This window comes from Stenotrophomonas sp. YAU14A_MKIMI4_1 (assembly GCF_003086855.1).
Classification (GTDB): Bacteria; Pseudomonadota; Gammaproteobacteria; order Xanthomonadales; family Xanthomonadaceae; genus Stenotrophomonas.
Genome location: NZ_CP025998.1, coordinates 2624550 through 2637917, shown reverse-complemented (window position 1 = coordinate 2637917; position 13368 = coordinate 2624550). Strand labels below are relative to the sequence as shown.

The 13368-nt window shown below is 57.2% G+C and carries 11 protein-coding genes and 2 pseudogenes; 7 read left to right on the top strand and 6 right to left on the bottom strand.

Annotated features, from left to right (window positions below; all coding sequences use genetic code 11):
• Positions 1–258: 258 nt before the first annotated feature.
• Entirely contained in the window at positions 259–621 is a 363-nt protein-coding gene (locus tag C1931_RS20310; RefSeq protein ID WP_159095491.1) for a hypothetical protein, read from the bottom strand.
• Position 622: 1 nt separating this feature from the next.
• Between C1931_RS20310 and C1931_RS12110 the strand changes: the two are divergent.
• Positions 623–1069 (top strand): annotated as a pseudogene (locus tag C1931_RS12110) (transposase); the annotation flags it as partial.
• Positions 1070–1780: 711 nt separating this feature from the next.
• On the opposite strand, the gene C1931_RS12105 reads toward C1931_RS12110, so the two are convergent.
• Positions 1781–2197 carry a hypothetical protein gene (locus tag C1931_RS12105; protein ID WP_108756536.1) on the bottom strand — a complete coding sequence of 139 codons (417 nt, stop codon included), beginning with the start codon at positions 2195–2197 and terminating at the stop codon, positions 1781–1783.
• Between the two features lie 192 nt (positions 2198–2389).
• Entirely contained in the window at positions 2390–2917 is a 528-nt protein-coding gene (locus C1931_RS20305; protein ID WP_199913879.1) for a hypothetical protein, read from the bottom strand.
• Positions 2918–3726: 809 nt separating this feature from the next.
• Between C1931_RS20305 and C1931_RS12095 the strand changes: the two genes are divergently transcribed.
• The 4 genes from C1931_RS12095 to C1931_RS12080 all read left to right on the top strand — a co-directional run bounded on the left by C1931_RS12095 (position 3727) and on the right by C1931_RS12080 (position 6846).
• Positions 3727–4401: a type VI immunity family protein gene (locus C1931_RS12095; RefSeq protein ID WP_108756534.1), complete on the top strand. Its 675-nt coding sequence runs from the start codon at positions 3727–3729 to the stop codon at positions 4399–4401.
• A 338-nt stretch (positions 4402–4739) separates the two neighbouring features.
• Positions 4740–5048, top strand: a complete 309-nt coding sequence (locus C1931_RS12090; protein ID WP_108756533.1) for a hypothetical protein — start codon at positions 4740–4742, stop codon at positions 5046–5048.
• Positions 5049–5050: 2 nt separating this feature from the next.
• A complete protein-coding gene (locus C1931_RS12085; protein ID WP_108756532.1) occupies positions 5051–5392 on the top strand; it encodes a hypothetical protein in 342 nt (113 codons plus the stop codon).
• A complete protein-coding gene (locus C1931_RS12080; protein ID WP_108756531.1) occupies positions 5389–6846 on the top strand; it encodes a YfjI family protein in 1458 nt (485 codons plus the stop codon). Before C1931_RS12085 ends, C1931_RS12080 begins: the two co-directional genes overlap by 4 nt.
• Before the next feature lie 120 nt (positions 6847–6966).
• Here C1931_RS12080 and C1931_RS12075 read toward each other — a convergent pair whose 3' ends face one another.
• From C1931_RS12075 to C1931_RS12060, 3 genes and pseudogenes are all read right to left on the bottom strand, one after another.
• Positions 6967–7707 (bottom strand): MobA/MobL family protein, encoded by a 741-nt coding sequence (locus tag C1931_RS12075; protein WP_108756530.1) that lies wholly within the window; start codon positions 7705–7707, stop codon positions 6967–6969.
• Between the two features lie 1103 nt (positions 7708–8810).
• A pseudogene (locus tag C1931_RS12065) lies at positions 8811–8942 on the bottom strand (AraC family transcriptional regulator); the annotation flags it as partial.
• Positions 8943–9283: 341 nt separating this feature from the next.
• Positions 9284–10777, bottom strand: a complete 1494-nt coding sequence (locus C1931_RS12060; protein WP_159095489.1) for a hypothetical protein — start codon at positions 10775–10777, stop codon at positions 9284–9286.
• Positions 10778–11144: 367 nt separating this feature from the next.
• On the opposite strand from C1931_RS12060, the gene C1931_RS12055 reads away from it, so the two are divergent.
• Together C1931_RS12055 and ampC are read left to right on the top strand one after the other, a co-directional pair.
• Positions 11145–11765, top strand: coding sequence for a hypothetical protein (locus C1931_RS12055; protein ID WP_108756527.1), 621 nt, complete (start codon positions 11145–11147; stop codon positions 11763–11765).
• A 252-nt stretch (positions 11766–12017) separates the two neighbouring features.
• A complete protein-coding gene (gene ampC / locus C1931_RS12050) occupies positions 12018–13241 on the top strand; it encodes a class C beta-lactamase (protein ID WP_108756526.1) in 1224 nt (407 codons plus the stop codon).
• Positions 13242–13368: the final 127 nt, after the last annotated feature.

The following is a 13368-nucleotide window of genomic DNA, read 5'->3' as shown; positions in this document are numbered from 1 at the left end:
GTGCGACAGAGCTTTCGGCTCAGGTCAGGTTATTGGAAGCCGATACAAGCGGCGATTGGCGTGCACGCCGCCGTAGGTGTCAGGCAGCCGATAGGCTGATTAGTGAGGCGAGCTACTACGAGAGGATCGCCTCGAGCTGTGGAGAAGTAGACTTTGCAGACGACCTGCTTCCGTTCTGACTCTAAGCCTCTATGGCGGGAATGGTGGTGTCCAGGACGTCGATGCCACAGGCCTGGCCGCAGCAAGGCCAGTCAATCGTCAGTATTTTAGTAAGCTGTTCAGGTAGGTCTTATTAAGTCTGGAGGAGGATTCAAGCCAAAAAAAATGCATTGCGGAGTGAATGTTTTTATTTGAGCGAATTGCTTTAAAGGCTTCGGTGTGAAGTGGGTGTTCTAGATTGTTCGTTTCAAGGTGGCCTCTCAAACTTTCAATAAGAATGCATGGTATTGCCATTCTTGCGGAAGTCTCAATGGAACAATCTTTGATCAGCGAAATGGCAGGTTTGATGATGTGAGGTGATGCATGTATAAATTCCCAGTCTTGCTCGCTTCCAGTTAATTGGATGTTTAAGAGTTTGCCGATTTTTATTTGAGTTTCAGGTGAGGCGCCATAATATTTCATTTACTTCGGGATGAGGGCGCACATCAGCGTTGATGAACTCTCCAGGCTGGTGCACCACGTGAGATGCGCGGCCGCCAATGTTAGCGATGTTCCGGTCACCGATTCGCTGCTGCATGGCAAGGTGGAGTGCGTGTTTGGCGACAGCGGCTATAGCTGTGCAGACAAGCGTGTCGAGCTATCCGGCTGCAAGGCGATGTTTTTCATCGCCGCCAGGCGCTCGCAAGTCAAGGCTATTGGCAACGCGCGGAAACGTAGACAGGTGGAGCGCTGGGAGAGCTGCTGGGCAAGCATACGAGCCAAGGTCGAGCATCCGTTCCGGGTGATCAAACAGCAGTTCGGCTACACCAAGGTGTGCTATCGCGGCTTGGTCAAGAACACGGCGCAGGTGTTGACACTGTTTGCGCTGTCCAATCTGTGGATGGTGCGCCGACAGTTGCTGCCGGCATAGGGATTATTCCGCCCGCAGATGCCCGCCAGCACCTGAAGAACGGTGAGATTTGTTCATCTGGTACGCCTGCCGGTCGCTGGTAGGACCAGATCTGGAAATTCAGGGCTCAGTGTTGAGTGTTCAGGGCATCCTTAGGTCCTGTGCTGATCGAACCATGGTTGGCCGTGCTCTTTCGTGACCCGCTCAAGATCCTGCAAACAGCGATCATAGGTGCTCCGCGTCAGTGCATTGAACCGCAAATGATAGTGGTAGCCTCTAGAGTCTTTTAGCTTCTCGCTATCAAGCCATGCATCAGCTGCAGCGCTATCCGGTGCCTTAATGAAGAACTCGGCCCTGATGCTTATAGAGTTGTTGTTTGAAGCGCCATAGCTACTGCCAGATCGATGGAGGTGGATCGTCTCTATTAGGCCTTCACGCTGCCGATGCCACGACCTGGCTCCTGAGCGCGCGCGAGCAAATCCAAGTTCTTCGACGACTTGGTTGAAGTCGTTGCATATTCGTAGCATCCCGGCTTTGACGAGTTGGGATGACGATGCCTGCGTAGTGTCCATGGCGCCTTAGGTCTGAACTAAGCCGAGCCGCGAAGCGGCTTCGGCTTGAATGAATTGTTAGGCATCGCTGTCTTACAAGAGGACTAGCTCGCCCGTGGAAAATGCACAGGCGTAGTAACGGGTTTTGCGTGCTCTGCTCGTTTGTCTGCAAGGTCATGTGTTACCAATGCTCAGGGTTTTCTCGGCTTGCCAACTCTAGCTCTGTGCTCCACTTTTCAGTCGCGATCTTGAAAAGCTGTTCGAAGAGGATTCTTGCGTCTCCAAATTCGTCTTCGGTATACGCGAGTGCTGCATACTCGTCGGGGTTGTATTCGATGTATTGATGGAAGTTGTGGTTTGGGTCATTCAGCGCATTTTTTAACTCATTCCATAATAGGAATTTTCTTTTGTAGTCATTTGCTCTGCCCACTCTGTCAATGCAATATTTATCGAGCACAAACATTCTTTCGCTCAAGTTGCTCATGTCGAATTTCTCAAGCTCAACTCCGATGGTGTGCTCTCTGTCGTATATGTCTAGACCTCCTAGAAAATAGCTAAGTTGAGGGGTGTACGGTTTGCCTGTGCGGTAGTCGATCATGTTATTTCTCTGTTGTCAGGAAGGCTGTTAGCGGTTTCCCGCTTTCTTCATTGAATTTGATCTCTGCTCGTCCCATGTTTTCTACGGCTCGAGGGCGCAAGGGCTGCCGTCGAGTACAACGTTGGCGGCTTGCTGGGCTATGCAGGTAGAGGTTCTGAGGTCTTATGAAGAGTTTGATCTCGATTGTGTTTCTTAGGTTTGATTCTTTGATTTCTTTAGCAGGCTTTCGACCTCTGGATAATCAGATCGTTCCGCCTCGGGGATTCGTGAGATCAATTGACTGATCACGGTTTCTAGTTCGTGCTCGATTGGCTCTTCTGACCAGTCTAGCTCATAGGCAGCCATGATCTGTGTATCCAGGTCATCAGTAGCTAAGAGGGTTTTTAGGATTTTTATTGCCAAAGGATGCCTGGGCGTTCCTAATGAAACTGCGCACCGCTGGAGCCAGTAACTCGGCTGATGCGCCATCGTTTTCTGGAGCTTATCCCAGTCCTGCTGGGAGAATCTAAGTATGACGCCAAGCCCTACCTGCTCGCAGATGTATTCATTCCAGTTGCTGCCCTCAGAATCTCCGAGCCAATACAAAAATTCACTATATGGATTTCTTGTCATTTGATGGGCCTTGATCGCATCTGGCGTCAGGCACCGCCCTGTGCTGGGATTGTAGTTGGCGATGCCGGTTGTAATGCAGCCCTGTTTCCGCATTGAAGTAGTGGCCATGGAACCGAAGCGGGTTGTAGATCTCTAGGTGATAGCGCAGCGCGGCCGCGCGCTAGTCAAGGTAGGTGCAATGTGCGTTGGTGCCTCAGTCCTGGCGAGGAAAGTGCTAGCAAGCTCAGTTCTATCAGTTGCTCCCTGCCAGCGTTCACCCTTGCGCGATCGAACGCAGTGCTCCATGCGCTCCAGCGCATAGCGCGGATTCTGCGCAACCAAGCATACAGCGAGGCGCTGGCGATCATCGTGCCGATTGCGACAAGGTCAGTCGTGGCCAAGGTCGCAATAGCCCCCGATCGCGTTCAGTATCTGGCTGCAGGCGCGCGGGACAGGGCGAGGGAGCAATGGTCGGAGCCAGAGCGGGTAACTCAGTTCGGCGGTCAAGCCTGAGCGTCGTTGCGCCTCGGACTAAGCGCGTGCCGCACAGCTCGGCCCCTTCGGTTGCACCAAGGTGCCACATCAACTTCAAACTTGTTGCATTCCTTTAGCGCCCGAGCGGTACTAGAGTTGCTGTTTGAAGCGGGCTTGTCTCAGTGATCTGAGGCGTGGGCGTAAGAACATGTTGCACGGATCCACTCGAGACTCTGCTGCGGAAGCTGCGACCCTTCGGCGAAGGGAGTCCGCGATCTTTCATGCTCGCCGGGCCGACCCTTCTGTCCAAAGGCTCGCGATAAGCCGCGTCTCTATCTGGCACATTGGATTGGCTGTGCCGTCTATCGTCGCTGCGTAGCAGTGCAGGTCGCGGCGCTCCCCACTAACACCCACTGAGCGGACCCGGCGTGATTGGCGAACACACTAAGAAAGCAGGGGGCACGATGAGCTGCATCGACGACATCGAACGTGAAATCGACAAGATCGAACTCAGAAACGCAAAAGGCCGGCCAGTGATCAGGCTTGGGCTGATTGCCACACTCTACTTTCGAAATGGCCAGCAACCTGCGGCCAGAAAGAAGGTAGCAGCCTGCTTTAGCGAGTTCTATGCGGAGTTCGGTGACGTCCTCCGAGGGATGGTGTACGGGCGTCGTGGCCGGTTGACGCCCGAGAAATTGCAGGGCGTGCTGGAGCGATTCAGCGGGGCGGGCGAGGGCCGTGAGCTCAACATCAACAGCGCACGGTCAATGCATGAAGCGGCATCGCACTGCCTGCAAGTGCTGACAGCGCGTGAGGTGCTGACAACGCATGGTGAGACTGTGTCTTGTGGCCGCTCATACATCAAGATGACGATGCCTTGGCAGATGCTGAAGAGCCAGCAGGATGTTGATCGCTTTCAGGCATGGGTGATATGGCTGGCTGAGCAAGTCGACGCTGAGCATGGCTATGCCGGCCTGTCTATTGTGCTTCCTTATGACTTCGACAGATACATGCCTATCGAGTATGCGCTCTCACAGAAGTATCCCGGGCTGGAAGTTGACACCTATGCGATGGCCCATTCCTTGAGGCTGCTCGGATCAATCAAGGGGGGCAGTAGGCTTCCATTCCTGCCCATATAGCGGCCAAGATCAGAAGGCCATGCTCCCGCAGTGGCCGGCCTAGATTGGGCTTGGCTCCGGGCCGCTCCCGTACCAATACCCTAGATGAAGCAAAGGACGTGTCGCTCAGCCGTGGCGCAGCGAGTCTAGGGCGAGGGCGGTGGTTGGGCGCTGGTCCACCGAGCCAGGATGCCTCGCTCACTGCGATCTGTTCGCACTGAAATGTCTCTAGAACCGAATCCTTGAATTTCTGAGCATGTTGTTCCGGGTCGCATCCGTATCAAATGCAACCCGACAGGCACACGGCCTGTCGGGACTCCGGCCGGACTCCTTCACATCCACACCCGAAGGTTTCCAACATGAACACGATCCAGACGCGTTCGGCGCTGATGCCGAACTGTGGCAGCGCTTTGCCCGCCGATGCGGCACTCACTCTTATCCCCGAGGGCCTGCGGGACCGCCCGGCCTTGAGTCTGAAGGAGTTGCTCCGGGTGATCCCGGTTGGCCGCAGTAAGGCCTACATGCTGATGAAGGAGGATCCGTCCTTCCCCAAGGGCGTACCGCTCTACGACGGCGAGAACTCCCCCAAGTTCTACTGGACCCACGAGGCCATCGCCTGGTTGCAGGGCCGAGCCGCCAAGGTTGGCGCCAACAAGGGAGGGCTGTGATCATGAATAGCCTCACTGATGCACTGGCTGGCATCCACACTCCCCTGGACCGACTCCAGCACGCCTTGGCTCAAGACCTGTGCCTAGGTAAGAGCAAGCTGGAGATGGACTTCCGCCAAGCCTATCCCGTGCTGGAGCAGCACCTGATGCAACGGATGCGCAAGCGGCTGGCAATGGAGCGCTTCAATGCTGCTTACAGCTACGAACTGAGCCTGGCGCAGTTCCGTAAGTTGTTGAATGCGGAGCGGGAGCGCCGGCAAGAGGCTGGCGACGTCGTGGTGTGCCCTGGTTGCGGACGTCCAGTCCAGGAGCCGGCCGCGGCCGGTCAGGGAGAGTCCGAATGACCACCTCCTTCGCCCGCGTCGCTCCCCGTTACCCGCTGAACGCCTTCCTGGTTGTGGCGCGCGAGGCGGGTTACGAGATCTCCCGTAACGTCCAGGCGCCGGAGGCGATGATCGGGATGAGCCTGATCAATGCAATTTCCATGGCCTGTCAGGGACTGATCGACGTCAAGCTTCCTACAGGCCTGGTCAGGCCGGTATCGCAGAATCTGCTGATCATCGCCGAATCGGGCGAGCGTAAGTCGACGGTGTCCTCGCTGTTGTTTGCGCCGTTCCGCGATGCGGATACAGAGGCAATGGCATCTCACAAGGACAAGCAGGAAACGTATCAGGCCGAACTAGGCGCGTGGGAGGCCAAGAACAAGGGCTTGCGCAGCGCCATCGCGCGAGCGGTCAGTCGTGGCCACAACAGTGACGATCTGGAGGCGCGCTTGCTGGAACACGGTCGGATCAAGCCGACCGAGCCCCGATTGCGCTACTTCATGCGTCAGGAAATCACCGGGAAAGCCATAACCGAAGCACTGGTGGGCGACGGGGAATCGATCGCGATCAGTACCGATGAGGGGCATGTTCTGTTCCGGAGCGAGGCCATGTCGCACCTGGGCCTGTTGAACAAGCTGTGGGACTCCCCTGGCGTCCTGATGCGTGATCGGGCAGACGAGAATCTGCTGGCCATGAACCCACGCGTGTCGGTCAGCATCATGACCCAGCACGAACCGCTCAAGGCATTCTTGGACCGGAAGGGCTCGGTGGCAAAAGGCAGCGGCCACTGGGCGCGCTACCTGGTGGGTTGGCCGCAATCGAACATGGGCTTCCGTCAGGTAAGCGGCGAGGAGCCGACCTGGGATCATCTGCCTGCGTTCCAGCAGCGGATCCGTGTGCTGCTGGATCGGTACCGAACGCAGATCGAATCGGGATCGATCGAGCGCGAACTGATCGAGTTCAGTCTGGATGCGAAGAGTCGGTGGGTGGAGCTGGCCCGGGAGACCGAGCGCCTGCTACGTCAAGGCGAGTACCTGAGCGACATCAACGACTTTGCCGCCAAGGTGATGGAGATCCTGGCGCGGCTGGCAGCGGCGATGCACTACTTTGCGGAAGAGGTTGGCCCGATCTCGGTCGATACGCTCAATCGAGCGTTCGAGATCGTTAAGTGGCATGAGAGTGAGTACAAGTACCTGTTCTCGCCTGACTCGGCCGTGCCGCAGGACCTGGTCGATGCTCGGGCCGTCGCCCACTACCTCAAGACGCGGGTCTGGGGCGGCTCGTTCTCCAACACCTGGGTTCCGCGCAATCACGTCTTGCGCAATGGGCCCGTACGGAAGCGTGACCGGCTGACTGCTGCGTTGGACCTGCTCCGTATGCGTGGGGCGATATGCATCGGCACGGCGCACTGGGACCGGAAATGCCACCTGCAGTTGATCAACTACTTCTTCAACCAGCAGCAGATGCCGCTGTAGAATGGAGGAAAGCTCGGGGAAGATGGGCGCACTCGTCTTCCCCGAGCCATGCATAGGCCGCTTTTTTCTTCTGCAGTTAGGCCAAGATCTGAGCGATTCTGCGACAAAATCGCAGAGTCGCTACTGTTCAACAGGGGCGGGCGGGGTGCTTGCATCATGGCCAGCCCGATACGACACGTACTGGGCCTTTTCCCCGTCGGCCATCTCTTTGACCAAAAGCGGGCCCAGGTGGCGCTCTGCTCTCCGGTCTAGTCCCTGGTCTCGAAGACTACGGTGGTCGACCCTGGTGCTGTGCCCGCACTCGGCCAGTATCTCGTTCTGGGCGTCGGCTACCAGCTTGCGCCTTGCCGTTACCTCCTGGCGCAGCTCCATGGGGCTCTTGCCTCCGCTGTCCTTTTTGCAGCCACCCTCAGCCGGATGGGTCGGGTTGTAACGCGAGAAGGTTCGATCCGGAGTGCGTTCGATTCCATCCGGAATGCGGTCCGAACACATCAGGTGCACGTGCGGGTTCTCGATACCACCGAGCGCTCCCTCTGGCGCATGGATCGCATACTGGTACGGTTTGGATCCGGCTAGGCGCTGAGCAAGTCGCTCAGCCAGCTCAACCAGCTGTGGTTGAGTCAGCTCGCCGGGTAGTGCGATCTCATGCTCGCGATAGGCCGCGCCGTTGGCGCGCTCGTGGCGATCGGCCATGCTCCAGAATGCTTTGGGATCGTCCTTGGCCCAGGTCGGCAGGTTGCCGTGACTAGCGTGGACCAAGTCCTCCCGCTCGCTGTGCGATCCCTCTCGCTGGATGTAGCTGCTGTGTCTGCGAGCGGTGCCCTTCTTGCCGCTCTTGATGCTGTAGTGGAAGCTTGCCATTGGTGTATCCCCCTTTCTGTATGCGTAAACGAAAAAAGGCCAACAAGATTGCTCTTGTTGGCCTGTGTGGAGTGGAGTAGTTCGTTAGCGGGTGCGGTGTGATAGGGAAACGGTAAGTGCGCGTGCTACAGCCCCCTGTATGCATCGCTCTATGGAGGCTTGCTACAGCGCCTTGCATCGATTCCTCTATACAGGCGCTGCTCTACCAGCACCTCCTACTACGTACCTCTCGCTATCCCTGCCAACTACGACCACATCACTTCCATATACATAGGGCTGGTGATGTAAGAAATTGCTGATCCAATAGAAAGTGGTCGATGACCGACTCATGCAGAACAGGCGAAGGTCTATCTGCATTCGTTCCCAGATGAACTGAAATTCCACCTGGACTTGATCGACTTGGCTAGACTTCCTTCGGCTAGTTGCTGACGGCTCTGTCAATGATCCGCTCCGTTCTGCGCTTCGATGAGAGGAGCAGAAGGGCCCGAGCATTGGTTGTCACTTTCAAGTACGAAAGTGAACGATGCTGTCGGATGGCGGTACGCGGACAGGTTGATGCGCGACCCGTCAGCCCGCTGGCTTGTTAGCCAAGCCCAGTCACTTTATGATCAGAGAGTGTCAGGGCTGGAAGCCCAAATTGGAGACTTATGCGTTCTATGCGCGGAATCAATCGCCTGGCGGTTGAGAAGTACTGGTGCCCTGATTGTGAGCAGGAGCGTTCCCTTGACGATGTCGCAAGCGAATGGAAATGCCCGGAATGTCGCGAGCGGATCCATGTTCGTGCAATGAGCAGCGACGGAAAGGAGCGCATTGTGATTGAGAGAATGCTCGCATCCGAACTTCAAGTAGATGACCTGCTTCTTATGCCGGGCCAATTGGACGGCAAATCCTACCTAGTAGTCGGAGTGAGTGAATTTAACAACCAGCTCAGCCTAGGCCTTCGCAATTGGGGCCGCTACGTGGTTGATAAGGAAGAGCCGGTAAACTGTCGAATTGGCACCTGGACTGAGAACTAGCTCATCCACGCCGAACTCACTTGGCGGTTCGGCAGGATAGGTCGAGGCGTACGGCTGCTTGTGGCCGAAAGCGGATTCCGGGGCCTCTTAGCCACGCCGGCGTGCCACTATGCGCGCCGCATCCTGCGAGGGCGGCAAACCGAATGCACGCGCGTACTCGCGGGTGCACTGGGTAGGACTATCATAGCCGACATCGAGCGCGGCTGCGGTAACGCTTGAACAGCGGCAACGGGTCGGGAGTCTGAGCGACGCGACGACTACCGCGGCACCGCGGTTCATAGCGCCCCTGGGCCAGGCAAGCCCCGGGGTCCGCAGAACCCCGACCGAAGGTCGCCCGTAAGGCGTTGGTCAGGACCGGGTTGCAGCAGGTGTGCCGTGATGTGTCGTGATCACGGTCTCCTCGTTTAAGCCAACGAAGAGTCCCGGTTGGTCACGCCGGTAACTCTTCGCAAGCTCTTGGGGGAATCAAGAGGAGGATTGGCGCTGATGGCGCCCATAGGAGGGCCTTGCTAAGCTGCTATCCCTCCACTGCAGTCCGTCAGATCCGAGCGTCACCGGTACTAGTCAAGTCGGTAGTGGTCGATGACCAAGTCCTTGGCTAGGCTCAAGCAGTAGAAGTTCAGTGCATTCAGCCCAGTGGTGATTGAGGCTATGTCCTTCAGGTCCAATACCGACTGATAGGCGCCCAGTGCAGCTACCTGATAGCCCATCCAGGCACGGTAGCTGCCGATTGTGCCCGTGAAGGCTGCCCGATACTCGTAGAACCGATTCAAGTAGATCTGCATCACGCCTTGATGTTGATAGGGCTGCTCATCACTCAGACCCTTGTCGAACAGGCGCTGGGGATTTTTTCCTTGATCAGTCTGACCGTGCCAGTAAGGCTTGTAGTCTTGTCCGCACTCCTGCTGGTAGCGGAAGGAGCAGAATGCAGCCACTACGTCGTAGACGGAAAGCACCGTAGCGTCCGGATCAGTGCAGTCGAATGAGCGATAGGCGTACGAGATCAGTAACGGTCTGACCCGGTCACGATGGCTTTGGAGCTGCCTGACTGTCGTTGGGATGCCAGTGGCCTTCTGGACCAGCTCACACATCTCTTCCGGGTGCTCTAGCAGAAGGTGGTGGAATGTACTGACTGAGAACGCACGGCTAGCCGGTCCATGGTGATGCTGGGCACCCTGGGCTGCTACCTCGCAGAAGCGCTCTGCATCGTCCTCGATGCTCCCGATCTCACCACGAATGCGTGTGGCCTCCAGGTGCTTTGGGTAGTGCTGGATGAAGTGCCGGAATGGCAGGGTCTGCAGATAGATATACATCGCTTCGATAGCTGTTGGAGCCATCCCTTCCATCAGTTCGACACGGAACCTATCAAGCGGTGTAGCTAGCGAGCTGAACGCGCTGGTGAGCAGTGCCTCGTCCGTGCCAAAAGCGCTGTTCAGGATCTCGGATACCTCGTCATTGGTGCGCTCCACGTGGAGAAGCAGCTCTTCTGCCAAAGAGTGCTTGTCCCTACGGGAGAGCATGTGTGAGAGCGTACGTAGCCTGGACGGTTCGATCTCCTCTGCAAGCGATTCGCAGATGGTCTGAATCAACGCATAGGCGTCCGTGTCACGTGGTGTTGTAGTGGCGGTGCTGAACTCCATCGAGGCCAGCCCGCCTGGCTGCGGTGGCGCCAGCAGGCGTAGTACGTTCTTTGGGTGATTGTGGTCAGCAAGGAAGAGCACGCGAATGGTCTTCAGCACTGGCAGCGGTACTAACTTATCGTTGCCGGGTACTGTCACGCCGATCGAAGACTGAACGAGCTCCAAGACTCGTTTCAGCGACCTAGTTGTGATCAGTTCACCATTTTCCTTTGCGACTTCGATGTTCAGTGCATCGATCAGGTCTGCCAATGTCGCTGTTGCGACCTCGCGCCGGGACGAGAGATGAAAGTCCTTAGTAGTGGTGCCGTTCTGTTGAGTATCTGCTTTTGCCATTGGGGACATGTCGGAAGCGTCGTAGGTTAGTTGTGTGTTGTATCGCAAGGCGGATCGGTTGCCTCGCGTGGCTTGCGCCATGCATCAGATGCTGAGGGAAGCCGAGATTGAACGTCTGGTTCGGCGTGAGCATGGTTGACATCGCGCCTGCAGGCATAGACGCGAAGGCCGGGGTGTCGATAAGGAGGACGCAAATAGGCGTCTTCATCGATAGTCCAATTCCCGGGGCGCCCGAGCCTAGCGGTTGGACTAGGGGGGTTAAAGAGTCATTTGCGACATCTGCGTAGTGGGTGACTGCGGTACAGTCAGACTGTTCCCGCGGGCGCGCGGCGCCGCAACGGGGTTCAGGCCGAAGCCCCACTTGTCTGTAGGCGGATGGCGGGCTAGATCATGGACAGCCCGGGACGGACAGGACATAGTTCGCAGCAGTCCATTACATCCGCGCGCTATGAGCATTCTTAACGTTCTGATGCGTCCCGACCAACTGCTTGTGGCGGTCGACACGCTTGCTGAGGACGCGTTCTCGGGTGCTGCGTCTGCGGGGGCTAAGTTGCTGCTGATCCCCCAGCACAACCTGGTGTTGGCTACCCGAGGGTCGACTCAGTTCTTCCTGCGGATCTACGAGCTCTGTCTGCAGGCTAGCTTCCGAAGCGATTTCACCATGGAGCAGCTGATGCGTGAGCTAGGGCTGGTGATTGATCGGCTTTGGCCGGACTACGAGCGTGCGGCCCTGGATGCAGGCCTCCCTCCTTCCTTGCTTCACACCGAGCTGGTACTCGGTGGATGGTCGCCTGCCAGTGGGCGGTTCGAGGCTACCGCTTACGCGAAGAGCGAGGGGGGTAATCCCGCAGTGGTGCAACCTCTAGCCGGCGGAATAGCCTCGCCGGGTGAGCCACTGGAGGGGAGGAGCGATAGCTTTGAGCTATCAGATGTCTTTTCTGCAGCCCGACTTCAGGCTGCATGGCTGAACAAGCGGGTGGGGCGAAGAGTTGCCGGTGGCAACTTGCTTGTGGCCATACTTGGAAAGGGTAGAGCTGAAGTCATTGATCTAGGCGAACTTGAAGGTTGAGTCATTGTGGGGCCTGGCTTTAGGCGTGTTCGGGTCCGCACTCGCTGCTGCGCTCCCCTGTTGCTGGCATAAACGGCTTGAGTAATGCAGGAGGCACAGGGCGAAGGCTCCCCCAAGCTTGTGACTTACCCTGCGAGTGGGTGCCGATGTATCCGGGGAGGCTTGGCTTGACTTGCCATGATCTGTCGCAATTAGCTCTTGTGGTCCGGCTGTAAGCCGGATTAGCTTTCAGGGTCGGTCAGCAGGTCCACCATGAGCGTACAGTCCCTACTCGCGATCACCGCTGTTTGCGTGTGCTTGATCGCCCTGCCTGCGCAGGCGGCTGAGCCGTTGGATTGCTCCGATGCATCTCGTGAAGAGCTGAATGAGATCAGCGCAAAGGTTGAGGCTTTCAAAGCCAAGTACAAGATTCCTGGCATCTCGGTTGCCTTCGTTCGGAATGGGCATCAGCAGTACCTCAGCTATGGTGTGGCATCTGTTTCCACGCAGGTGGCGGTCTCACCGGACACCCTGTTTGAGGTGGGTTCGGTCAGCAAGACTTTCAGCGCTACGTTGGCGGCCTACGCTGCCAGGAAAAGGAAGCTGTCGCTCGATGACCCTGTGGCGCTCCACCTGCCGGGTCTTGCTTCCGCTGCAGTTGGGAGAGTGCCGCTTTGGCAGCTGGGAACGCATAGTGCGGGCGGCTTCCCCCTGCAGTTCCCAGCGGGCTTGGACAATGCTGGCGCCATGGACTACTACATGCACTGGCAGCCCAAGTATGAGGGTGGCTCGGTGCGAAGCTACGCCAATCCTTCCATCGCCTTGTTGGGTGTGGCGACTGCAAGCGCAATGAAGACCTCTTACAGGTCGGCGATGCAGAATGAGCTTTTTCCAAAGCTGGGGCTCAGCAACACTTGGTTGGAGATCCCTGATGCCAGGGCGGCGCTCTACGCGCAAGGGTACAACGCCAAGGGCGAGCCGGTTCGTTTGGAGGACGGCCCGTTTGCGGAAGAGGCTTATGGAGTACGTTCCAGTGCTCGGGATTTGTTGGCTTTTCTGGAGCAGAACATTGAGCCGGCGACCCGGGACAGGTTGCTCGACCAAGCGTTGCTGGACACTCAACGGCCTTATTTCGCGGTGGGCTCGATGATGCAGGGATTGATATGGGAGAGCTATCAGTATCCGATCGACCCCCGCATCATCTTGGACGGCTCAGCTCCTGGGTTCTCGCTCATAGATCAAAAAGTAAATTCCACCAGGGCGGGTCTCAGCAAGCGCGCTGAGGTGATCATCAATAAGACCGGCGGGACGGGAGGGTTTGGCACCTACGTGGCCTTTGTACCATCGCGACATGTTGGCGTAGTCATTCTGACCAACCACGCAAATCCTACGGTTGAGCGCGTCGCGTTGGGACTAGAAATTCTAGAAATTGTGGATCGGGGGCAGGGTGTGGCGGACATTTCAGGAACAAGAATGGGCGCCGCTGATTCCAGGTGATCTGCCCGTCTAGTGGAGCAGTGGTGGGTAGCCCCCCATCGATGGGAAGATTGCTCAGGGCGCGAGGCAGACTGCCAATTGGCCAGAGGCAGTGATATCGATCGCCCTAATGACTACGGCATCGTCC

Excerpts from the sequence above, each read along its gene's own strand:
- C1931_RS20310 (WP_159095491.1), bottom strand. The coding sequence starts at position 621 with ATGAAATATTATGGCGCCTCACCTGAAACTCAAATAAAAATCGGCAAA.
- C1931_RS12105 (WP_108756536.1), bottom strand. The coding sequence starts at position 2,197 with ATGATCGACTACCGCACAGGCAAACCGTACACCCCTCAACTTAGCTAT.
- C1931_RS20305 (WP_199913879.1), bottom strand. The coding sequence starts at position 2,917 with ATGGCCACTACTTCAATGCGGAAACAGGGCTGCATTACAACCGGCATC.
- C1931_RS12095 (WP_108756534.1), top strand. The coding sequence starts at position 3,727 with ATGAGCTGCATCGACGACATCGAACGTGAAATCGACAAGATCGAACTC.
- C1931_RS12090 (WP_108756533.1), top strand. The coding sequence starts at position 4,740 with ATGAACACGATCCAGACGCGTTCGGCGCTGATGCCGAACTGTGGCAGC.
- C1931_RS12085 (WP_108756532.1), top strand. The coding sequence starts at position 5,051 with ATGAATAGCCTCACTGATGCACTGGCTGGCATCCACACTCCCCTGGAC.
- C1931_RS12080 (WP_108756531.1), top strand. The coding sequence starts at position 5,389 with ATGACCACCTCCTTCGCCCGCGTCGCTCCCCGTTACCCGCTGAACGCC.
- C1931_RS12075 (WP_108756530.1), bottom strand. The coding sequence starts at position 7,707 with ATGGCAAGCTTCCACTACAGCATCAAGAGCGGCAAGAAGGGCACCGCT.
- C1931_RS12060 (WP_159095489.1), bottom strand. The coding sequence starts at position 10,777 with ATGGCGCAAGCCACGCGAGGCAACCGATCCGCCTTGCGATACAACACA.
- C1931_RS12055 (WP_108756527.1), top strand. The coding sequence starts at position 11,145 with ATGAGCATTCTTAACGTTCTGATGCGTCCCGACCAACTGCTTGTGGCG.
- ampC (WP_108756526.1), top strand. The coding sequence starts at position 12,018 with ATGAGCGTACAGTCCCTACTCGCGATCACCGCTGTTTGCGTGTGCTTG.